Source organism: Paludisphaera mucosa (genome assembly GCF_029589435.1).
Classification (GTDB): Bacteria; Planctomycetota; Planctomycetia; order Isosphaerales; family Isosphaeraceae; genus Paludisphaera; species Paludisphaera mucosa.
The window spans coordinates 36,451-57,672 of the sequence record NZ_JARRAG010000003.1; the positions used below are offsets into that span (position 1 = coordinate 36,451).

10 protein-coding genes are annotated in these 21,222 nt (G+C 70.7%); 6 read left to right on the forward strand and 4 right to left on the reverse strand.

The features are described from left to right. Window positions 1–3: 3 nt before the first annotated feature. Both PZE19_RS30435 and PZE19_RS30440 read right to left on the reverse strand, forming a co-directional pair. The gene (locus PZE19_RS30435) at window positions 4–444 is read right to left on the reverse strand and encodes a type II toxin-antitoxin system VapC family toxin (protein ID WP_277864432.1); all 441 of its coding nucleotides are present in this window, start codon (window positions 442–444) and stop codon (window positions 4–6) included. Further along, window positions 441–680 (reverse strand): type II toxin-antitoxin system prevent-host-death family antitoxin, encoded by a 240-nt coding sequence (locus PZE19_RS30440; RefSeq protein WP_277864433.1) that lies wholly within the window; start codon window positions 678–680, stop codon window positions 441–443. Before PZE19_RS30440 ends, PZE19_RS30435 begins: the two co-directional genes overlap by 4 nt. Window positions 681–971: 291 nt before the next feature. On the opposite strand from PZE19_RS30440, the gene PZE19_RS30445 reads away from it, so the two are divergent. From PZE19_RS30445 to PZE19_RS30455, 3 genes are all read left to right on the forward strand, one after another. Continuing rightward, the gene (locus PZE19_RS30445; protein ID WP_277864434.1) at window positions 972–1,154 is read left to right on the forward strand and encodes a ribbon-helix-helix domain-containing protein; all 183 of its coding nucleotides are present in this window, start codon (window positions 972–974) and stop codon (window positions 1,152–1,154) included. Then, window positions 1,151–1,492 (forward strand): type II toxin-antitoxin system RelE/ParE family toxin, encoded by a 342-nt coding sequence (locus PZE19_RS30450; RefSeq protein WP_277864435.1) that lies wholly within the window; start codon window positions 1,151–1,153, stop codon window positions 1,490–1,492. The genes PZE19_RS30445 and PZE19_RS30450 overlap by 4 nt, the downstream gene beginning before the upstream one ends. A 133-nt stretch (window positions 1,493–1,625) precedes the next feature. Continuing rightward, a complete protein-coding gene (locus tag PZE19_RS30455) occupies window positions 1,626–3,047 on the forward strand; it encodes a hypothetical protein (RefSeq protein ID WP_277864436.1) in 1,422 nt (473 codons plus the stop codon). Here PZE19_RS30455 and PZE19_RS30460 read toward each other — a convergent pair. Beyond that, on the reverse strand, window positions 2,983–13,104 hold the full coding sequence (locus PZE19_RS30460) for an Ig-like domain-containing protein (protein WP_277864437.1): 10,122 nt from the start codon (window positions 13,102–13,104) through the stop codon (window positions 2,983–2,985). The two genes, PZE19_RS30455 and PZE19_RS30460, sit on opposite strands and share 65 nt — an antisense overlap. A gap of 1,771 nt (window positions 13,105–14,875) precedes the next feature. Between PZE19_RS30460 and PZE19_RS30465 the strand changes: the two genes are divergently transcribed. The 3 genes from PZE19_RS30465 to PZE19_RS30475 all read left to right on the forward strand — a co-directional run bounded on the left by PZE19_RS30465 (window position 14,876) and on the right by PZE19_RS30475 (window position 19,458). Beyond that, window positions 14,876–15,709: a ParA family protein gene (locus PZE19_RS30465; protein ID WP_277864438.1), complete on the forward strand. Its 834-nt coding sequence runs from the start codon at window positions 14,876–14,878 to the stop codon at window positions 15,707–15,709. A 128-nt stretch (window positions 15,710–15,837) separates the two neighbouring features. Further along, window positions 15,838–16,308 carry a hypothetical protein gene (locus PZE19_RS30470; RefSeq protein WP_277864439.1) on the forward strand — a complete coding sequence of 157 codons (471 nt, stop codon included), beginning with the start codon at window positions 15,838–15,840 and terminating at the stop codon, window positions 16,306–16,308. Window positions 16,309–16,710: 402 nt separating this feature from the next. After that, window positions 16,711–19,458, forward strand: a complete 2,748-nt coding sequence (locus tag PZE19_RS30475; RefSeq protein WP_277864440.1) for a sigma-70 family RNA polymerase sigma factor — start codon at window positions 16,711–16,713, stop codon at window positions 19,456–19,458. A gap of 25 nt (window positions 19,459–19,483) precedes the next feature. Here PZE19_RS30475 and PZE19_RS30480 read toward each other — a convergent pair whose 3' ends face one another. After that, window positions 19,484–21,007, reverse strand: a complete 1,524-nt coding sequence (locus tag PZE19_RS30480) for a replication initiator protein A (RefSeq protein ID WP_277864441.1) — start codon at window positions 21,005–21,007, stop codon at window positions 19,484–19,486. Window positions 21,008–21,222 lie beyond the last annotated feature (215 nt).

The window sequence follows — 21,222 nt, forward strand, 5'->3', positions numbered from 1 at the left end:
TCCCTACCTCCGTACAAGACCCAAGCCGTCCTGCCACGGGTTGACGATGCGGGCACCGCTCGCTTTGAAATCGCCCTCGTTCCTGGTCATGACGTGCAGGCCGTGGCGAAGGGCGGTGGCCGCGATGAGCCCGTCGGCCGCATGCACGACGAGCCCCTTCTTCTGGGCGCGTGCCGTCAGCTCGCCCCAAATCCTGCCGGTTTCGACGTCGATGGGAAGGATGCGTTCGGAGAACTGACCCTCCAGGGCGGCGAGCCACCCGGTCAGCTCATTTCGCTTCTTCCCGGCCGCGAGCAGGCCGATGCCTTTGACGATTTCGCCCACCGAGACGACGCTCAGGAAAAGCCTCTCGTCGAGAATCGCCGAGACGGCCGCGACCACCGCCGCATGGGGCTTGGGCTTCCGCAACTCGGCCATGGTGCAGGTATCGAGGAGCACCTTCACAGCTCGACGTCTCGCATGGGGCTCTTGTCGCGTTCCAGGCCGAGCCCCTCGAGGGACGGCCCGCCCATGAGGAAGGCTTTGAAGCTCTGACGCCGCCCGGTCAGCTCCGCGTACGTCTCGGCCGAGATGACGACCACGGCGTCTTTCCGCCGGGTGATGGTCTGCGGGCCTTCGGAGAGGGCGAGGTTCACGACCTCTGACAAGCGGTTCTTCGCGTCGGCGAGATTCCAGGTCATCGAACACCTCCATTAAATCTAGCTAGTCTAGCTATATTGTCATGGCAACGTGATTTTGGCAAGCACTGAATGAGCCCCCTGCCCCCCGCCCGATCACCGGACGTGACGCCCTTTATGTCCAGTACTTGTAGCCATAATCCCGCCACCTCGTCGAAAGCTTCCGAAGATGAGATAAAGGGGATTATTTCCACCTAAAATGCTCGAAACTCCATCCATTCTTGTTTTGACCATGGATTGACAAGAATTGCCATGACGTGTGGGACGAGGGAGGATGAAGGCGGATACAGCATCGTGAGCGAATATATCCGTGAGTTGATCCGTGCCGACCAGGAGGGGGAGGCGGAAGAGCGCATCGACGCCCCCCTGCTGGAAGGGCTGGATTCCGGTCGGCCCATCGCCGTCACCGCCGAGTATTGGGAGCAGAAGAAGCGGCGGCTCGTCGAGCGGGTGAATCGAACCGCCCGCCCCCAATGACGCGAAGCCATCGCGTCGCCCCGGCCGCCGACCGCGACATCGACGACCAGGCGGCGTATCTGATGGAGGAAGCGGACATCGACCTGGCCCTGCGTTTCCTCGCGGCCGCCGACGTCGCGTTCGCCCGGATCGCCCCGATGCCGGGCATGGGCCGGAGATGGGAATCGGTCGACCCACGCCCGGCCGACCTGCGGATCTGGCGGATCAAAGGATTCCGCAATCATCCGGCCTTCATCGTGTCGCCGACGACGTCGTCGAGATCGTCCGCGTGCTGCACGCCGCCCGCGGCCTGGGCGCGTTGCTCGAATCCTGAACCCTCGAGCCCGATTGACGCCTGAGGAAGCCGGCCCTCGGCCTCCGTCGATGGGTTCGTTGGCGCGATTCCCGGCCCGGGGCGCTCCGAATTCGCGCAACTCGATCCATGTTCTTCGGTAGAGGCTTCCATCGACGCCCACCGAGGAGACGCTCCGCATGGCCACCGAGGCCCAGATCCAGGCCAATCGCGCCAACGCCAAGAAATCGACCGGGCCTCGCACCGACGCCGGCAAGGCCCGGTCGCGGCTCAACGCCCTGAAGCACGGGTTCCGCGCCCGCAGGGTCGACCCGGTCCTGCCGCAGGAGGATGCGGGGGAGCTGCAGGCGCGGATCCAGGAATGGCTCGACGACTACAAGCCGACCAACGCCGTCGAGCGCGACCTGGTCGTCCGGGGGGCGAAGATCGCCTGGTCGCTCGACCGCGCCGAGCGGCACGAGACCGCCCTGCTCTCGCGACGCGTGCGCCAGGCGCTGCTGCACTCGCGGGCGAGGGGCACGGCGAAGGCCTGCGGGCTGGGCCGCAAGCTGCTCTACCTGACCGGCAAGCGGCTGCTGCCGGGCTCGGGGCCGGACTGGGCCGACGACCCCGCCGCGTTCGTCGCCGCGCTCGAGGAGACGCCCGAGGGCGCGCGCTGGCTGCTCGACCGCTGGGTCGAGGTCCGCTGCCTGATCATCTCGGACGAGCTGTGGACGTACCAGGACCAGTTCAAGTTCGTCCGGCTCCTGGGCAAACAGCCGTTCGACGCGATCGACGACGCCGAGCTGAACGAGATCTTCCTGGCCTGGGAAGTCATCGAAGAAGGCTGGGGCGTGCGGTTCTGGAAGAAGGTGCAGGAGACGACCCCCTACGAGGATCCCGCCTTCAGCGCCTGGCGGCTCTGGCGCGAGCTGGTCACCCGGCCGGCCGACGCCGACGCGGCCGTCGCGCTGCTGCGCGGCGTCGCCCAGCGCGAGATCGACCGCCTCGAAGCGCTGATCGTCGACCTCGACGTCGTGGAGGGCGAGGACGCGACCGAGGCGGCCGAGCAGGCCTCGTTCTCGGCCGGCGACGGCTCCGAGCGGCTGCGGCGGTACCAGGCGGTCCGGGGCCGCGAGCTGATCAAGACCATCGAGACCCTGAGCAAGCTCCGCAAGGAGTCCGCCAAGCCCGAGCCGAAGTCGAAGGCGAAGCCGACGCCGGCCCCCAAGCCGAGCCCGATCCCGAAGCCGGCCCCGGCGGCGGCGGCGAAAAAAACGACGACGACCGAACCCAAGCCAGCAGCGGCCGAACCCGTTTCGGTGAATCGTGTTATGATCGCCTCACCGGTCCCCGCGATCCCCGAAGGAAGCCGAATCGAAGCCAGGCGACGGCCGGTCGCGCCGGCCCCGATGGTCGAGCCGGAACACACGGCCGCGGACTTCGCCGCGATCCGGCTGCGGGTGGTGAGGGAGCAGCAAAAGACAGGCCCGAGGGAACGCGGCGGGCGTCCCTCGGGCCTGTGGGATCAGGGGGTCGGATCGGACGAGGCGGCGGTCAGACCGGCCGCTTCCGCGACGTCCCCAGGCGGCTCTCGTCGAGCGACTGGATCGCCCGGCTGAAGGCGTCGGAGGTCAGCGGGGCGGCCGTGACGGCCGCGGGGTTGACGGCGACGACCGTCTGGGCGACGGCCTGCGGGCCGGCCGAGGCCGCCGCGGGGGTCGCCTTGGCCCGGATCGCGGCCCCGGTCGCCCGGGCGAACCGGCCCCGGACGGGCGTGCGGACCTTGGCGGCGGGGGCGAGCTGGAAGGTCGCGGCGGCGATGGGGGTCGACGAGCCGTCGGCCCCGGCCGCCCGGGCGGTCAGCGTGTAGGAGCCGTTGCGGGCCCCCGCCGGGAGCTGGAAGGCGTAGCGGCCGGCCGCGTCGGCCACGGCCGTGCCGACCTTCTTCGACCCCATCACGCCGGTCCCGCCGAGGTACAGGTCGACCTTCGTCCCCGGGGCGGCCGCCCCGTCGAACCAGGGCTGGCGGGCCCCCGAGGCGTTCGAGCCGGACAGCGAGAGCGACGGCAGCGTCGAGACCGTCTCCTGGTTGACCGGGGTCGCGGCCGAGGTCGCGGCGCGGGCGACGGTCGCCGCGGGGGCGGTCGTCGCGGCGCCGGTCGTGGTCGTGGTCGACGTCGTGGTGGTCGTCGTCGAGCCGGCGACGTCGGACCGGGCGGGCCCGGCCGTGGCCGAGGCCGAGGCGAAGCCCCTCGTCTGGGCCGAGGGGAGCGCCCCGGCGATCAGGCTGGAGGTGGTCAGCGTCCGGTAGGCCAGCGGGGCGCCGACCGGGACGACGGGGGCCCCGACGGCCCCGGGGAAGCTGGTGACCTCGGCGTCGGCCCCGTTGGGCAGGGTCTGCACCATCTTCACCAGGAACTGGCCCGTGGTCGGGCGGTAGACGGCGGGCAGGTCCCAGCCCACGCCGGCGTAGTCGGCGGGCACCGGGATGTCGCCGCCCTGGAAGACGACCTGGGTCGGGAACTGCGATCCGGCCGGCCGGGCGATCGTGAAGACGCCCAGGGTCGGGTCGAAGACCGCGGGGATCGTCTTGTACGCCAGCCCGTTGTCGTGGAAGTACAGGTTGTCGTACTTGCCGGGGACCGGGATCTGGTTGGCGGGGAGCGTGGCGACGACGTCGAAGGTCCCGCCGGCCAGCGAGTAGGTCAGGAACTGGCCGGTGCTGGGGCGGTAGACGGTGGGCTGGTCGTAGCCAAGCCCGAGGAAGTCGCCGACCAGGGGGACGTCGCCGGCGACCCCGAAGCCGAACGAGCGGATCGAGCCCGACGGGGTGGTCAGGGTCCAGACGCCGGTCGTGCCGTTGACCAGGTCGTAGACGCCGTACTGGGTCGCCCCGGGGCCGTCGAAGTTGCCCACGATCGGCACGCTGGAGCCGCCCGTCCCGAACTTGAAGGTCAGGCCCCCCTGGGTCGACCGCCAGACGACCCAGCTGGCGTCCGCCGAGCGGAAGGCGGCCAGGTCGTTCTTGCCGTCGGCGTCGAAGTCGCCGGCCAGCGGGATGTCGCCCGCGGAGCCGACGCTGGCCCCGTTGGGGAACCAGATGGGGACGAACGACGGCGGCGTGTAGTGGGTGAACCACTGGCCGAAGCCGACGCCGTCGTTGCGCAGGTAGAGCATGCTCTGCGACTGCGAGAGGCTCGAGGAGCCCCCCAGGTCGAGGGCGCTGCCGCTGTAGTCCAGCCCGGTCGTCACGATGGTCATCGCCAGCGTGGGGCTGCTGCCGGGCGCGACGTTGCCGGCGGGGTCGACGGCGGTCGCGGTCAGCCCGATCAGGCCGTTGTTCAGCGCCAGGGGGAGCTGCACCGCGAAGTTGCCCGAGGCGTCGGCCGTGGTCTGGGCCAGGATCGGCCCGGCGGGGTTGGTGAGCGGGGCCTGGTAGATCCGGATGATCGACCCCGCGTTCGTCGCCCCGACGGTCCCGTTGAAGACCGGCTTGCGGACGTTGGTGATGTTGTCGCCGACGATCCCCGAGTCGTAGTTCGGGTTCAACGTCAGGCTCGGGGCCGCCGTGGGACCCTGGGTCTTGACGCGGACCGTCACCTGCGGGCTGGGATGCGCCGCCAGGCCGGCCGCGTTGGAGGCGACGGCCACGACGGTGTAGGTCCCGTCGCCCAGCGTGGGCAGGAGGAGCGTGAACCCGCCCGAGGCGTCGGCGATGGTGGTGACCGGCGGCGAGAACGGGGCGAACGTGCCGCCGGCGCCCAGCAGGTACAGCTCGACCGCGGCCCCGGCGGTGGTGGTCCCGACGAACCCGGGGTTGGGGTGGTTGGTGTAGTTCTGCGCCGGCACCAGGCCGGTGTTGTCGGAGGCCCGCAGGGCCAGCGAGGGGTCGGCGGGGACCGTCGAGTTCCCCAGGTCGTCGGCGTCGACCGTGATGCTCAGGGTGATCGGGTTGCCGACCGCCCCGGCGTCGTCGGTCGCGTAGATCTTGAGGACCTTCAGGCCGTTGCTGGGGAGCAGGCCCGCTCCGACCTGGATCGTGAAGTTGCCGAAGCTGTCGGTCCAGTTGGCCGGGACGTTGGTGCCCGGCGGGTTGGTGGTCGGGTCGGTGCCCGGGCGGGCGATGTCGAAGCCGCCGATGATCTTGCCGTCGGTCTGGTCGTAGATGGTGATCCGGGTCGCGTTGTTGAACCCGGACGTCATGCTCAGGCCCGAGACGCGGAACTGGGAGGTCGTGACGATCGGCGTGCCGTCGGGGGCCGTGCCGTTGGTGTCGGCCGCGGCGACCCGCACCGTCCCGGGGATCGTCAGCGGGGCCATCTTGATGCTGAACATGCCCCGGCCCCAGGTCGAGGCCAGCAGCAGGTCGGGGTCGCCCTGGGCCGTCGCCGAGTAGGGGTCGAGCGGGCCCAGCAGGTTGGGGACGCCGGTGGCGGGGTTGATCGCCCCCAGCGACAGGTCGAGGTCGGTGGCCTCGGTCCGGGGCAGGTAGCCCCCCAGGATGGGGGCGCCGTCGACGTCCTGGTTGGGGTACAGGCTCCAGGTCACGCCGTTGTCGAGCGAGCGGAAGACGCCCGTGTCGCCCGAGACGTAGAGGACCGGGTGCAGGCCCGCGCCGACCGGGTCGGCCGTCGCGTTGGGGATCGAGTACCGCCAGTCGACGACCATCGCCGAGAGCGACAGCGACTGGCTGAGCTTGATGCCGTTGGGGTCGGTGTTCTGGTTGTAGTTCTGCCCGAAGATCGTGTACGACAGGTTGCGGAGGTTGCCCGTGACGTTGACCCACGAGGCCCCGGCCGCGACCGAGTCCCTGATGAAGAAGACGCCCGTCGAGGTGACGGCGTAGGCGGCGTGGCTGCCCCGGACCGGGCTGGGGATGATCCGCAGCACGGACGAGCCGTCGAGGCCCGTCGAGGCCTCCTGCCACGAGTTCTGGGTGCCGCCGCCGCCGGTCCTCGTGAGGAAGACCCGGCCGGTGTTGGTGCCGACGTACATGAAGTTGCCGAGGTTGCCGATGCCGCCGGGCGCGGCCGGGTCGGGGGCGCCGTAGGCCAGGGCCTGGCTGTACCCCGTCGGGCTGCCGAAGACCGTCGGGGCCCCGATCTCGAACCAGGTGCCGCCCTGGTTCGTGGTCGAGAAGATCCGCCCGGTCGACGAGCTGATCATGATCTGCTGGCCGGACAGCGAGTTGACCGCGAAGGTCGCCCCGGGGCCGGGGCCCCACTGGGGGTCGGGGACGTCCGAGCTGCCGCTGCTCGACTGGATCAGGCCGAACGTCCGGCCGATGTGGTTGACCCGGTAGAAGGTCGTCCCCTGGTTGACCGACATCGAGCCCGGGGCGAACGCCTGGTAGACCGTCCCGAAGCCCTGGGGGTCGACGGCGACGCCGCCCGAGCTGGTCCCCTCGAAGGTCGGGAACCAGAGCAGGTCGCCGTTGTTCAGGATGTTCCCGTCCGAGAACTGGCCCTGGTCGTTGCTGCTGCCGTAGAAGAGGGCCTGGTCGCGGCTGACGGCCGCGCCCACGTTGTTGGGCTGGACGGCGCCGTAGTAGAACTGGGTGATCTGGAGGTTGCCGTTGCGGTCGCCGCCGGGGGTCGGCGTGGTCCCCACGCTGGTCCCGATCAGCTGCTTGCCGTCGTCGTCGAGCACCGACCAGACGCCCCGGTTGGTGCCGTAGACCAGCCGGGTGAGGCCGGACGTCGGGTCGATCATCGTGATCAGCCGGTGGTAGTCCGGCGCGGTCCCGCCCCCGCTGATGGGGGCGTCGAACGGGATCCACTCGGTCCCGAAGCCGTTGTTCGTGAACTGGACCAGGTTGCGGACGAACCGGGTGGCGTCGGCGTTGAACGGGTTGCCGGGGTCGCGGATGTAGTTCAGGAAGTCGCCCTGGGTCGCGAAGCCGTCGAGGATGTTGCCGATCGTGACCGGGCCGGTCGAGCTCCAGTCGGTCAGGCCGTCCTTCGAGACCGACGAGAAGAGGGTCAGGTTGTAGGCGTCCCAGATCTTGGTGGCGTCGACCCGGATCATGCCGGTGCCGGTGGCGGGGGCGTGGAAGCCGCCCAGGTAGACGACGTTGGGGTTCGTCGGGTCGACGGCCAGCGACAGGGCGAAGTTGCCGTCGCCGTTGGTGACCGTGTAGTCGTTGAGGGTGACGTCGTTGCTGGGGATCGAGGGGGTGAAGTTGCCGAGCGGGGGCTCGGTCGGGATCCGGACCTGCACCCAGTTCGCGCCGAAGTCCTTGGTCATGAACAGGCCGAAGAGGCTGCCGTCGGTGTTGGCGACCGCGGCGTACAGCCAGCCGGCGTAGAGCTGGTCGGCGAGCGGGACGCCGGTGAGGTCGGGCTTGACCAGGGCGATCCGGCCGTGGGCCCCGTTGGGGTTCACGCCGGGGTTGGCGACGGCCACGCTCCTGCGGTCGAACGTGTCGACGACCAGCGGGTTGCCCACGCCGCCGGCGAGGATGTTCCAGACCTGGCCGCGGTTGGGGCTGATGTAGACGCCGTCGCCCCGGAAGGCCGCGTAGAGGACCTGCAGGTTGGGGTCGGTGCCGCCGCCGGTGTCGCTCGTGGGGTCGAGCACGACGTCGGTGGCGTTGCCGGCCTTCATGAGCTGCCAGTGGTCGCCGGTGTCGAGGCTGCGCCAGAGGCCGCCGTTGGTCCCGCTCACCGCGGCGTAGATGATGACCTGGTTCTGGAGCGTGGCCTTGGGGTCGACCACGACCTTGAAGGTCGTCGTCCCCACGAAGATCCGGTCGCGGGCCGTCGAGGCGATCGGCAGCGGGGCGCCGGCGGCGTCGACGTTGGTGGAGCTGTCATAGAGCCGCCAGGTGGCCCCGCCGTCCTTGGAGATCAGGAAGCCGACGCCCTGGCTGCCCGAGTCGCCCTCGCCGGTGGAGGCGATCACGATCGACTGGTTGGGGTCGTTGTTGCGGGCGAAGACGGCGATCCCGCCGATGTTCAGGCCGTTGCTGGGGCCGAAGTCGGTCAGGGGGATGTAGGTCGGGCCCTGGGGGTCGGTGGTGAGGAAGTTGGTCGTCTTCCAGACGCCGCCGCTGGCCCCGCCGATGAAGAAGGTGTTGCCGGTGGGGTCCGACGTGTCCTGCGCCATGGCGCCGATGCGGCCGCTCGAGCCCGAGACCGGGGCCGGGCCGACCGAGGTCCAGGTGTTCCGCGAGAGGGCGTTGGAGGCGTCGGTCTGGAAGATCCGGAAGCTGCCGCCGGTGCGGTCGGCGACCGGCTCGCCCAGGCCCGAGGTCGGCAGCGGCTTCTCGAAGAGGAGCGACCAGCTGTTGAGCGTGGCCGCGGCCCCGCCGGTGCTGGTGATCGTCAGCTGCCACGTCCCGCCCGACGGCGCGTCGAGGAAGCCGTTCGTCGGGTTGAGCAGCGACCGCAGGGGGTTGAACGACGCGCCCGAGTACGGCGGCGAGCTCTGGCTGATGGGCGTCGGGGCCGCGTCGTCGAAGATGGCGTCGACGAACCCGCCGCCGTTGGGGCCCTGCACCAGGTTGGCGAAGAGCGTGACCGTCTTCGTCCCGTTGGTCAGCGTGGCCGTCAGCGGGGCCACGTTGGCCGTCGCCAGGCTGAGCCGCAGCCGCAGGCCCGTGATCCCCGAGGTGGCGCTCACGGCCTGGATCGGGAAGCTGTCGGTGACGTTGATCGTCGAGGTGATCCGGTTGTTGATCAGGGGCTGGTTGACCGTCCCGCTGTTGAACGTGACCGAAGTCGTGGGGACGTTCGCCGCCTCGCCGCGGAGCACGTCGAGCCCGGCGTTGAGGTTGGTGTCGATCGCCTGGTTGTAGCGGTCGAGGATCGCCGAGGCGAGCTGGACCGTGTAGGTGCCGCTCAGGCTCTGCTTGGGGAAGTCGACCGCGAATTCCCGGGCGTAGAGCCCCGACGGGTTGACGGCCCGCACCGAGATCACCGGCGTGACGTTCAGCGACCAGTCGTTGAGCACGCCGACCGCGCCGGTCCGGACGTTCGTGACCGTGAGCGTCCACTGCCCCTGGATCGACTGGCCGTCGAAGACCGCCATGCCGCCGGCCCCGGCCGGGCGGAACGTCCCGGTGTAGGGGGCGACGCCCGCGCCGATCGTCGTGGCGGCGGCGTCGGAGAAGGTCGTGTTGACGAAGTTCGCCCCGGCGGCGTTGCCGCCGGCCCCGGTGAACAGGTTCAGCTTGGTGCCGGCCGGCGAGGTCAGGTCGAGCGTCAGGTTGGAGTCGAGCGCGAAGGTGAGGTTGAGCGTCAGCGTGACGTCGGCCGCCGTGAACGTGCCGTCGTAGCTGGGCACGGTCAGCGAGGACGACAGGATGCCCGGCGTGGTCGCCGAGGTGGGCGCGGGGATCGCCTGGCCCACCTTGTCGGAGGCGAAGTACTGCGGGCCCATCAGCGACCCGGTCGGCCCCATGATCTGGAGCACGTCGGCCGCCGTGACGCTGCCCACCTGGATGTCGCGGTCGAACCGCACGTTGAGCGAGCTGGTCGTGCCGTCGAGCAGCAGGTTGTCGCTCCCGGTGCTCCCGGGGGCCGAGGTGGCGATCACGTGGGCGCCGGGGACGATCAGCGGCAGGGTCGTGGTGTCGAACGGCGGCTGGAGGATCTCCCGCGCCGTGGGCCCCCAGGTCTGGAACCGGAGGGACGGCGTGGGCGTGGCGTAGGCGTCGCCGGGCGTGGTGCCGGTGTAGCCGGAGCCGATCGGGTCCTCGCCGGCGACGCCGTTGGCGTTCTCGTCCATCGCGTTGCCGCGGCGGGTCCCGCCGCTGGTGACGACGCGGACCTGGTCGGTGATCGCGGGCCCGAGCAGGTAGCTGTAGGTGCCGACGAGGTTGGTGAAGTCCCCCGGCGAGCCCCCGTTCCAGGGGTCGAAGGTGACCGTGAACTGGGTGTAGCCGAACCGCCCGACCCGGCTGCCCTGGACCGGGACGACCGACAGGACCGGGAGCCGGGTGGCGGCGACGCCCACGGCGGTCCCCCGGAAGAAGACGAAGACGTCGTCGGTCGTGAAGGTCGCGTCGCCCGCATTGCGGACCTGGTCGGGGTCGATCGGGCGGTCGAACGTCAGCACGAACGCGTTGGCCACGGGGCTGCCGTCGGCCGCCCTCAGCGTGTTGACGGCGTCGCCGGGCAGCCCGACCACGCCCTGGGTGCTGCCGATGACGCGCGGGCCGGCGGCGATCGTCATCCGCTGGACGAAGGCCTGGAAGGTGTCGCCGCGGATGGCCTGGGTCGAGTCGAGGTGGGACTCGTTCTGGTTGCCCGCCCAGGCGAAGTACACCTGGCCCGAGCCGACCGTCAGGCCCATCTGCGAGCCGAAGCCGAAGGCCGACGCCGCCGGGTCGACGTTGTTGAAGTTGTCGCCGGCCGGGTTGAGGATCACCTCCAATTCGGTGATGGCGTCGGTCGAGGACTGGGTCGGGGTGGCGTAGGACTGGGCGCTGAACGAGCCGCCGCCGTCGATGCTGGCCGTCGCGTAGACCGCCGAGCGGGCCCGCGCCGAGTCGTCGCGGCCGTCCCGCCACGACAGGACGAGGGTGCCGGTCGTCTGGTCGACCGCGGCCTGGGGCAGGAACTGGGCCCGGCCCACGATCTGGCCCTGGCTGGTGAGCTGGTTGGCGCCGCTGAAGCCGTCGACCGAGCCCTGGTCGTCGTTGACGAGGCCCTGGTTGACCCAGGTCACGCCGCCGTCGTCCGAGGTCGCGAGGAAGATGTCGGTGTTGTCCAGCGGGTTGATGACGCCGTTGGTGCGGATGTCGCGGTAGCCGACGAAGGTGACGTAGATCCGCCCCTGGAAGGGGCTGAAGTCGCCCAGCGTGTTGTCGATCGCGGCGTCGACCGCGGGGCCGATGCCCTGGGGCCCGGCGGCGGCCGAGGCGCGGGTGTACGCGCCGCTCTGGCTGCCCCGCACGAGCGTCGTGGCGACCTGCTCGGACTGGCCGTTGACGTCCGCGCCCGAGGTGACGCTCAGGCCCAGGTCGAGGAGCCGGGGGCCCGGGTTGGTGCCGTTGTTGCGGAAGGCCGTGAAGGTCAGCGTCCAGGCGCCGTTGATCTGGCCGGCGGTCAGCCCCAGGCTGTTGAGGTATTCCAGGCTGCGCAGGGCGGGGTCGGCCCCGAACGGCAGGCCCAGGTCGATCGACTCGGTCCGGTAGGTGCTGGTGTAGCCGGCCGCCGCGCCGCTGCGGTCGTTGATGCTCCGCGCGGCGTCGTCGTCGAACGTGCCGCCGATCAGGCCGTAGGGGAAGGCCGGGTTGCCGGTCATGCCGACGATCCCCAGGTTGGCCCCCGTGACGCCGCGGACCTGCCCGGTGGGCGTCACGCCCGCGGCGTCCTGCGCGTTGGAGAAGATGAGGATCTTGATCGGCTGGCCGGTCGCCGGGTCGATGGCGGTCGCCGGCCCGGTCAGGACCGCCTGAAGCCAGGTCATGTCGGTCTGCTGGACCGTCATGTTGAGGGTCAGCTTCGACAGGCTGTTGAACCGCGCGGGGTCGACCTGGACGTTGATGCCGAACGAGCTGTTCTGGGTCGTGTAGGGTCCGCTCGCCGTGGTGATCGCCTGGTTGATGTCCCCCGTCGCGCCGTTGAAGGCGTAGGCGAAGCCGCTGGAGAGCTGGTTCGCCTGGATCGCGTCGCTCGTGGTGTCGCCGAAGTCGGTGCCGAAGCGGCCGAAGTTGTCCCAGACGACCGCGGCCCCGCCGCCGGCGTTCGCCCCGACGGCCCCGGGGATCGTGGGATCCGCGGCCTTGCCCTGGCCGACGACGATCTTGGGCGTGGCGTTGGCGAAGAGGCTGTTCGGCCCGGTCCATCGGCCCCAGGCGTTGAAGCTGCTCTCGCCGCCGGTCACGTTGACCTTCGAGGCCCCGCTGAACGTGGCGCCGCCGTCGGACGAGACGATCACCTGGATCGAGTTGGGGTTCCAGGTGCTCCCCGGCCGCAGGAAGAGGTCGCCGGTGGGCGCGGCCTCGTTGGTGCTCCAGCCGATCCAGACGTTGCCCGCGGTGGGGTCGGTCTGCACGAAGCCGTTGGTCGGGTCGACGAACTGCGCCTGGTTGTCGTCGACCGTCAGCGTCGGGTTGAAAACCGCGTCCGTGACGTACTGGCGGACGACCTGGTCGGAGACCAAGGAGGGGCTGGATCCGGAGAAGTTGAACTTCCTCAACAGCAGGGCGCCCGACGTGTTGGCCCCGTTGCTCTGCTGGGTCAGCACGTACAGGTTGTGAGCGTTGTCGAAGGCGATCTGCGGGTTGTTCGTCTGGGTGTAGAACGTGAACCCGTTGGGGCCGGGCGCGATCCCGGCGTCGACCTGCAGGGGGGTCGCGATCGACGTGCCGAGCGTGGCGAAGTTCGTCCAGGAGAGTCCGCCGTCGCTCGAAAAGGCGCCCTGGACCAGGGTCACGTTGCCCGGGGCCAGGCTGGGGTCGTTGCGCACCCAGATCGAGGCCAGGTGATTGGGGTCGTAGCGGTCCACCACCACCAGCGGGCTGCTCACGTTGCCGCCGGTCGTCGAGATCCCCGCCACGTCGCCGGCGACCTGGGGCGCGGGCAGCACCGCCATCAGCGTCCGAGGCTCGAGGAACTCCAGGACGCCGTGACGGAGATGCGCCTTACGGGCCTTCTGGAGCCGGGCGTCCAGGCGAAGGCGGCTGCGAAGACCACGAGGGGGGACGTCCGAAGCACCCGTGCGCATGACCAAGTCTCCAAATCTCACGTTGAGGATTCGCCCTTCGCTCGGCAACGGCTATGGCGACGGTAGGGATTGCCCGGCTCATTCCGAATGACTCATGGAGCGAATCTGAGGTGGATCGAGAAAACATGCCGGCTCAACCGACCAGTGTCAAATTCCCAAACGACCCCTTTTTCCGCCCGCCCACCCCTATCCCTCCGAGATCGCCCGACCCCTTCGGTCGGTTCGGAATCGGGCATGCTTGTCATCATCCATGGTGCACATCATCCAAGTCAAGATTCCGGTCCCGAACTTTCCGATTTTCGTCCCCTCCCCTGCCCTCCCCGCTTCTCGCAGCCAGACCCCATCGATCCCGGAGACAGCCCATCGCCCCCCCTGCCCCGCGCCACGGCCGGCGTCGCCGGGGCCGCTGAAGGTCGAGGCGCGGCCGTCCTTCCTCCTTATTGAGGGAGCTTGCGGCGGCGCGGCCGACGGTCGACCCGCCCCGACCGTCAGAGCGACTTGATATCAAGATTCCTCGATGACCTTGGCCATCGAGGCGCCAAGGTTTCAAGGCGCCAATTCGGTCGAGGTCGCGATTCTTCCAAGACGCCCAGCTCCCTGCACACCTTGACGCCCAGCCGCCCGGGATCCTTGGGACCAATCCGGTCGATCGGCCCATTTCGCTCGATGCCGATACGCCAGGGCGCATCGAGCGACCATTCACCAAGGGACCAAGGCGCCAAGCTGACGCCGGTCCCTTGATCCCCAGCCGCCTGGCGACCTGGCGAAATGGGTGTCGAGGAACCGATCGACCCAGGTCGCGACATGGCTTGACCCCTGGATGCCAAGGTCCCCAGGTCGACCAGGCGCCTTGGCTCCTCGGCGCCGGTGGCCCTGGGTCGTCTGGAATGGAACGCCCCGGCGCGGCCTGGACGTCGCGTCGTCGCCCGGGCCCGAGACCCGGACGACGCCCCAGGCTTCTCGGTCTCAAGGCTTCAAGCCGCCGAGGCCCGCCAGCGGCCAAGCGTCAGGGGGCGCCTTGGCACATTGAAACCAAGGCGCCCCACGACCTGGGCCCCCTGACGTCAAGGCTTCCCAGACGCCAAGGTGGACCTGGCGCCTCGCTCGCGGGGTCTTCTTGATACCAAGGCGATGATGCCGCCTCGGTCCCGAGAGCGCCTTGGGAACAAGCCGTCTACAGACCGATAAACCTGGCGAGCTTGCAAGCCTGGCCGTCAAGGAGCCAAGCGACCAAGGCGACGAGGAGCTGACGGCGACTGGGTTTCGAGCCTCCCTCGAAACCATGGCTCCAAGGGACGTCGACGGCCTCGACGCCCTGGTTCCAAGGTCCTGCCAGGGCCACGTCGCCAGGGTCGCCAGGAACCAAGCGGACGAGGGTTCAAGTTCGTGAGGGGGCCTCGGTCTCTTGGAGGCTGGGTTCCGCCTCGAGCTTGACGACTCGGATGCTGGGCGACGGGGTTCCAACGTCGTCGAGTCGCCTCGGCGCATCGGGGCCAAGCCACCCTGGCGACTGGGGACCTGGGTCGGGCAGGGGCCAAGGCGTCAGGTTCCCAAGGAAACGAGAAGTCGACATTCCCAGCGGCCGATATACCAAGACGTCGAGTCGCCGAGGCTTCGATTCTCCAAGGGATCGAGGCGTCCAGGCGGCTGGGGATATAGAATCCCAGCGACCCAGGGACCAAGGTTGCAAGGCGTCGCCGTTAAAGCCAGGGAAGACACCGCTTTGGCGACGTCGTCGCCCGGCCGGTCCGGGGGCAGGGGAGGGGGGATCATGAGGAGCGTCGCGGTCACCAACGCCAAGGGCGGGGTCGGCAAGAGCACGACGGCCATCAACATGGCCGCGGCGCTCGTCGAGTTCGATCGCCGCGTCCTGCTGGTCGACGCGGATCCCTCGGGGAACGCGGCGCTCGGGTTCTTCCCCCGAGGGGCCCCGGAGGTCGGCCTGGCCGACGCGCTGCTCGAGGGCTCGGGCCTCGCCGACGTCGCGGTCGCCACCGAGTACCCCGGCCTGGACGTGGTGGCCCCGGGCCAGCGCCTGGGCAACTGCTCGGATCAGATGGGGGGCGTCCAGGGGCTGGGGCAGGGGCGCGAGTTCCGGATCCGCCGGCTGCTCAAGGGCCTGGCCGGCTACGACGTCGTCATCTTCGACACCAGCCCGGTGCTCACGCCGTTGAACGTCGCCATCCTTTATGCGGTATCCGAGATCTTGATCCCCATCGACCCCTGCGTCGCCGCCCTCGCGGGCGTGCGGGCGCTCGAGGACCTGGTGCGGACGGTCGGCGAGTTCCGCCTGGAGTTCACCGACGCCGGGCCGCTGGCGATCACCGGGGTGCTGATCACGAGGGTCGATCGCACGCTGGTCTCGAAGCAGATCGAGGCCGAGGTCCGCAACTACTTCGGGCCGATCGTGCACGACCTGGTCGTGCCGGCGTCGGTCAAGTTCCGCGAGGCCTACGCGCGGGGCGTCCCGCTGATCCATTACGACCGCCTGGGCGCGGCGGCCACCGCCTATCGCGCGGCGGCCTCGGCGTTCCTCGAAGGCCGGGCCGACACGGCCGCCGATCGCGACGAAGGCCGCGAGCCCGAGTACCGGGAAGCCTCCTGACCGCCGGCCGCGGCGCGCGGCCGGTACCGATGTATGGACCGTAGTTGTCCGCGGCGCGACCGCGGAGGCCCGAGAGATTCCAGGCGACCCCGGCGCTCGACGGACCCGACGGGGGAGGGAGGTGGAGCATGAGCAGCCCGACGCGACGCGGCGGCATCCCCGGACCGGAGAACCGGACCGGGCTGACCCGCCCCAGCATGACCGAGGCCGAGTTCGAACGCCGGATCGGCGGCCCCGCCGCGGGGGCCGAACCCCCGACGTCGGCGTCGGCCGCGGCCGAGCCGATGGACGCCGACCCTGCGGGCGATCTGGAGCCGGTGGGCCGTCCCGCCCCGGCGTCCTCGACGGCGCGGGCGCGCGCCAGCCGGGCGAAGCCGGTGAAGCCCCGGCGGGTCCAGCGGATGTTCGCCATCGAGGAAGACGTCGACAAGAAGCTCTGGCTGTACGCGATCCACATGGGCAAGGACCGCTCGGAGGTCGTCAACGACCTGCTGCGCCCGCTCGTCGCGTCGATGGTCCTGTACGACTCGCGCGACCGCCGATCGGGGCGGAGCGTCGAGGCGGTCGCCGACCGCGAGCTGGAAGGCGACGCCGCCTGAGGCCCGCTCTGCGCCCCGGAAGGGCAGGGGGGTCGCTCCGCGACGGCGGCTCCCCCATCGCCGCCCGCGTCGTCGCCGAGCCCCCCGGCGGGATCATCCGCCGCAACCCTCCCTTTCGTTGCAACTTCGACATCCCCCTTCCTCGTCCCACGGCACCCCCATCTCCGGCCCGCATTCTCGACGGGCCCGCCGCCGGATCACCCGGCGGGGCAGGGGGGAGCGAACGACCTCCGATCCATGATCGGCCCTGCGGTCGGCCGGCAGGCGCGTCTCGACCGCCTCGGGCCTGTGCGCGTTTTCGCGGTTCCGCGGGAATTCGTATGAGCGGACTTCGAGGACGTAGTGAAGACTGAGAGGGCGATGACGTCGGTGGGGCGGGCGACGACGAAGGAGTCCGGGACGATGAAGGCTGGCAGCCGCGACCTCCTCATGCTCCTCGGCGCGGGGACGCTGGGGGAGCTTTCGGACGGGCGTCTCCTGGAGCGGTTCGCCTGCCATCGTGAGGAGGCGGCGTTCGAGGCGCTCGTCGGGCGGCACGGCCCGATGGTCTGGGGCGTCTGCCGCCGCACCCTCCGCGACGCCCACGACGCCGAGGACGCCTTCCAGGCGACCTTCCTCGTCCTGGCCCGCAAGGCCGCCGCGATCGCCCATCGGGAGCGGGTCGCCGGCTGGCTCTACGCCGTGGCGTACAAGACCGCCCGGAGGGCCGAGGCGACGGCCTGTCGGCGGCGGGCCCGGGAACGCCAGGTGGCGGTGATGCCCGAGCGCGAGTCCAGGACGGACGAGGGTCGGGACGAGCTGGGGCCCGTGCTGGACCGCGAGCTGAGCCGCCTGCCCGAGAAGTACCGGATGCCGATCATCCTCTGCGACCTGGAGGGCAAGGCCCATCACGAGGCGGCGCGCCTCCTCGGCTGGCCCGTCGGCACGGTCTCGGGACGGCTGTCGAGGGCCAGGGCGATCCTGGCAGGGCGGCTCGCCCGGCGGGGCGTCGCCCTGTCGGCGGGGACCCTGGCCGCGTCGCTCGCGGATGACGCCGCGGCGGCGGGCCTCGCGACCTCGTTCGCGGCCCGGTCGGCGGCGGGTCCGGCCTCGCCGAGCGTCGCCGCCCTCGCGGCGGGGGTGCTGAGGGCCATGCTGGTGAGCAAGCTCAGGGCGGTCGTCGCCGCGGCCTCGATCCTGGGGTTCGTCGCCGGGGCGACCGTCCTCGTCCATCGCTCGGCTGCGGGCGACGCCGCGTTCCCTGCGATCGGCCCGCCCCCAGCCCGGCGGCCGGACGGGACTGGAGGAGCAACCCCCGTGCAACCCGCCCCCGTCGCGGCGCCCGCCCCCGACGACCCGCTCCCCGCCGGCGCGACGCTGCGATTCGGCTCGCCTCGGTTCCGCCACACGACGACGATCGCGAGCTTCGCGGCGTCGCCCGACGGCAAGACGGCGGTGGCCGCCAGCGGGACTCTCGCCCACGGCACGGTCCGCGCCTACGACCTGACGACGGGTCGGGTGCGATCGGCCTTCGACCGGAGCGTGACCGACGTCGAAGCGGTCGCGTTCTCGCCCGACGGGAAGACGCTCGCGGCCACGACCGCCGCGGTCGCGATCGGCCCATCGGTCTCTTTCTATGACATGGCCGACGGCAAGGAGTCGGCCCGCATCCCGTACCCCGCCGCCCTCTCCGGATCCTCCCGCGACCTGCTTGTCTTCGCCCCGGACGGGAACCACGTGGTGGTCAAGGCGGACGACGGCAAGGCGCTCCACCTGATCGACCTCGCCAGGCGCGAGGTGGTCCGCACGTTCCCGGCCCCCGGCGCGGTGTTCGCGGCGGCCCTCTCCCCGGACGGCGGGCACCTCGTCGCGGGCGGGTTCGATTACGAGAAGGGCGACCCGTTCATCCGCCGATGGGAGGTGGCCACGGGCCGGGAACTCGCCCCGCTCCCGCTGCCTAAGGGTCAGGGGACCGTCCGCTGCGTCGCGTACTCGCCCGACGGCGCGACCGTCGCCTTCGGCGTCGAGGCGAGGAACGGCTTCGTGAAACGCATCGCGGCGGCCACCGGCGAGGAGCGGCCGGACGTCCCGTTCCCCGGCGCGTCCAGCGTCCGTTCGCTGGCCTTCTCCCCGGACGGCAAGACGCTCGCCGCGTCGGGCGGGTCGTCCACCCGGCTGTTCGACGCCGCCACCGGCGAGGAGCGGCTGGCGATCGATCGCGGGGCGATCGGCCTGCGCTTCGCACCGGACGGGACGACGCTCGCGGGGGCGGTCGCCGGCGCGATCGGGCGCTGGGACGTCGCCACGGGCCGGTCGCTCGTCCCGGAGGGCGGCGACGGCCCGGTCGCCCAGATCGCGGTGACGGCCGACGGCCTGCGGGTGGTCTCGCGAGGGGAGGAGGGCGACGGGCACGTCTGGGACGCCCGGACCGGAGAGCGTCAGCATCGGCTGGTGATGAGCTGGCGGCGCGGCTTCGCCCTCAGCCCGGACGGGCGATTCCTGGTGTGGCCGATGACCGACGAGACGGTCGTATTCCACGACGCCGGCCGGACGAACGGCGCGCGCGCCGGCAGTCGGCTGCGGATGCTGGACGTGGCCGCCGGCACGCTCGTCGATCGATTCGGCGGCTTCGAAGGCGAAGCCCAGGACCTGTTCTTCACCGCCGACGGCAAGGCGCTGGTGACGGCCGATCGGTATCGCCGGGACGCGGGCGTGCGCATCTGGGACGTGGCGACGGGTCGGGTCGTGCGGTCGTTCCCCGCGGCGGGGGAGCCGGGGGCGCGGGTCTGGCGTTCCCGCCCGTCGCCCGACGGCAAGGTCCTGGCGGTGGCTTACCAGATGCCGGCGGGGGGCCTCGAAATGCGCCAGGCCGTGAAGCTCTGGGAGGTCGCGAGCGGCCGGGAGCTTCCCGGCGAGCCGGGCCGCTGGTTCGACGACGACGAGACGGCGTATGCCCCGGACGGGAAGACGGCCGCGACCACGACCGCCGACGGCGCGATCCAGCTCCGAGACGCGGCGACGTGGCGGGTGCTCGGGGAGATCCGGGGCCCGCGCGAACGTGCGACCGCCCTGGCCGTCGGCCCCGACGGGCGGCTGTTCTCCGGGACCCGGGACGCGACCGTCTTGGCCTGGGACCCGCGGTCCGTCAGGCCTCCCGACGGCCCGGATTGACCGCCGGGCGTCCGCGTCGCGCGGCCTAGGAGGCGAGGTCGGGCTCGGCGGGGAAGAGCAGGGACTGGCTCGACCCGAGCTTGCCGTCGCGGAGGCGGGCCTCCAGCGCCGCCAGGCAGAGGGGCTCGAGCATCTTCTTCCAGCGGCTCAGGCCGGGGTTCTCGGCCTTCACGGTCGCCAGGATCGCGTCGCGCTGGTCGGCCGGCAGCCGGTCCCAAGCGGCCTTGAGGTTCTCCTGGTGGCGGACGCCGGCCTCGGCCTCGGCGCGGGTGGCGGCGGCCTTGCGCTCGTCGTCCTCGCGCCTGGCCTCGGCGGCCTGGCGGGCGGCCCCGGTGGCGGCGGCCGAGCGGAAGTCGTTGGGCTCCTGGTAGTCGGAGCGGATCGACGCCACGAGGTAGCCGGCGGCGTTCTTGCCCACCCGCTTGTCCTCGTTGCGGATCAGCCAGTCGAAGACCTCGATCTTGGTGAGGATCCGCTCGGGCGGGTGCTGGGCCACCAGCTCCTGCGCGGCCTTGGCCGTGACCCCCCGGCTGCGCAGCGCGTCGACCAGCTCGGACGGCTCGCGGTCGAGTTCCTCGTCGGCCCCGGGCAGGCCGCCGCGACGGCCCCGGATCAGGATGATCCGCCAGGTCCCGCGCTTGACGTACGAGTAGCGTTCCTCGGGCGTGAGGACCTCCAAAAAGCCGAGCTGCTCCAGCTCTTCGAGGGCCGGCTTGAGCCGCCGCTTCAGCTCGGTCGGGGCGTAGGACCGGCTCAGGCCGATGTGCTCGCAGGCGAGCGTCCTCAGGTCGAAGTCGAGCCGGGTGCGGCGGTAGAACCGCTTGTCCAGGAACCGGTACATCCGCTTGGTCGTCGGCAGCCGGAGCTTCAGGTACAGCTCCAGGTCGAGCTGCTTGAGGTTGCCGCTCTGGAAGCTCTGGAACATGACCTCGTTCCACTTGAAGCTCGACAGGGGCAGGGGGGGCTTCTCCGCCCGCGCGCCCCCCTTGCCGACCTTCGCCCGCGCCGAGGACTTCCGCCAGCGCTCGCGGTCGTAGAGGGTGACGTTGTCCAGGACGTGGAACTGCTCGTCGACCCAGCTCTTGGCCGTGTTGTCCCACCAGGCGTTCTCGTACATCAGGACGACGCCGACCCAGCGGTGCAGCGCCTCCTCGATGCGGCGGTAGCTCTGGCCGCTCTGGGGCCAGCCCAGCAGCTCGATCAGCTCGTACCGCGAGAACGGCACCCGGGCGTCGGTGAAGTTGCTGCGACGCTTGGTGACCTGGATCAGGCCGACGAGGACCTCGTCGTCGAGCGAGGTCGGCAGGCCGTGCTTGTGCGTCCCCATGATCGTCAGCCGGCGGATGATCGGCGGGCTGTCGCGCAGCTCCAGGCGATCCTCGAAGACCAGGGTCGTCTGGCCGTCGGGGACCCGGTCGGTCAGGGCCGCGATCGGGAATTCGGCGAGGTTCAGCTCGTCCTTCCAGCCGGCGTCGCCCGACGTCGTCGCCTCCTCGGCCGGGGGCTCCGCGGCGTCCGCGTCCTCGAACGAGAGTTCCAGCTCTTTCATCCCGATGCTCCCGGCGTTCGGCCCCAGAGGCTCTGGCATCGAGATCCGTCCCGGTCCCCGTCTTCCTGGTCGAAAATCGAGAAGCACAACATCAAGCCGGCTTCGCCGTGGTGTTGTCTTTTAGTCTCTACAAGAGTCTAGAAACAAATTCTCTGCGCTGCAAGACCTTGTCAATCAATAACTTACAGAGGCTAACTATGTCCGGTTAATCGGTA

Bases quoted from the DNA above. Each gene is read 5' to 3' on its own strand.
- PZE19_RS30440 (WP_277864433.1), bottom strand. From the start codon at position 680: ATGACCTGGAATCTCGCCGACGCGAAGAACCGCTTGTCAGAGGTCGTG.
- PZE19_RS30450 (WP_277864435.1), top strand. From the start codon at position 1,151: ATGACGCGAAGCCATCGCGTCGCCCCGGCCGCCGACCGCGACATCGAC.
- PZE19_RS30455 (WP_277864436.1), top strand. From the start codon at position 1,626: ATGGCCACCGAGGCCCAGATCCAGGCCAATCGCGCCAACGCCAAGAAA.
- PZE19_RS30460 (WP_277864437.1), bottom strand. From the start codon at position 13,104: ATGCGCACGGGTGCTTCGGACGTCCCCCCTCGTGGTCTTCGCAGCCGC.
- PZE19_RS30465 (WP_277864438.1), top strand. From the start codon at position 14,876: ATGAGGAGCGTCGCGGTCACCAACGCCAAGGGCGGGGTCGGCAAGAGC.
- PZE19_RS30470 (WP_277864439.1), top strand. From the start codon at position 15,838: ATGAGCAGCCCGACGCGACGCGGCGGCATCCCCGGACCGGAGAACCGG.
- PZE19_RS30475 (WP_277864440.1), top strand. From the start codon at position 16,711: ATGAAGGCTGGCAGCCGCGACCTCCTCATGCTCCTCGGCGCGGGGACG.
- PZE19_RS30480 (WP_277864441.1), bottom strand. From the start codon at position 21,007: ATGAAAGAGCTGGAACTCTCGTTCGAGGACGCGGACGCCGCGGAGCCC.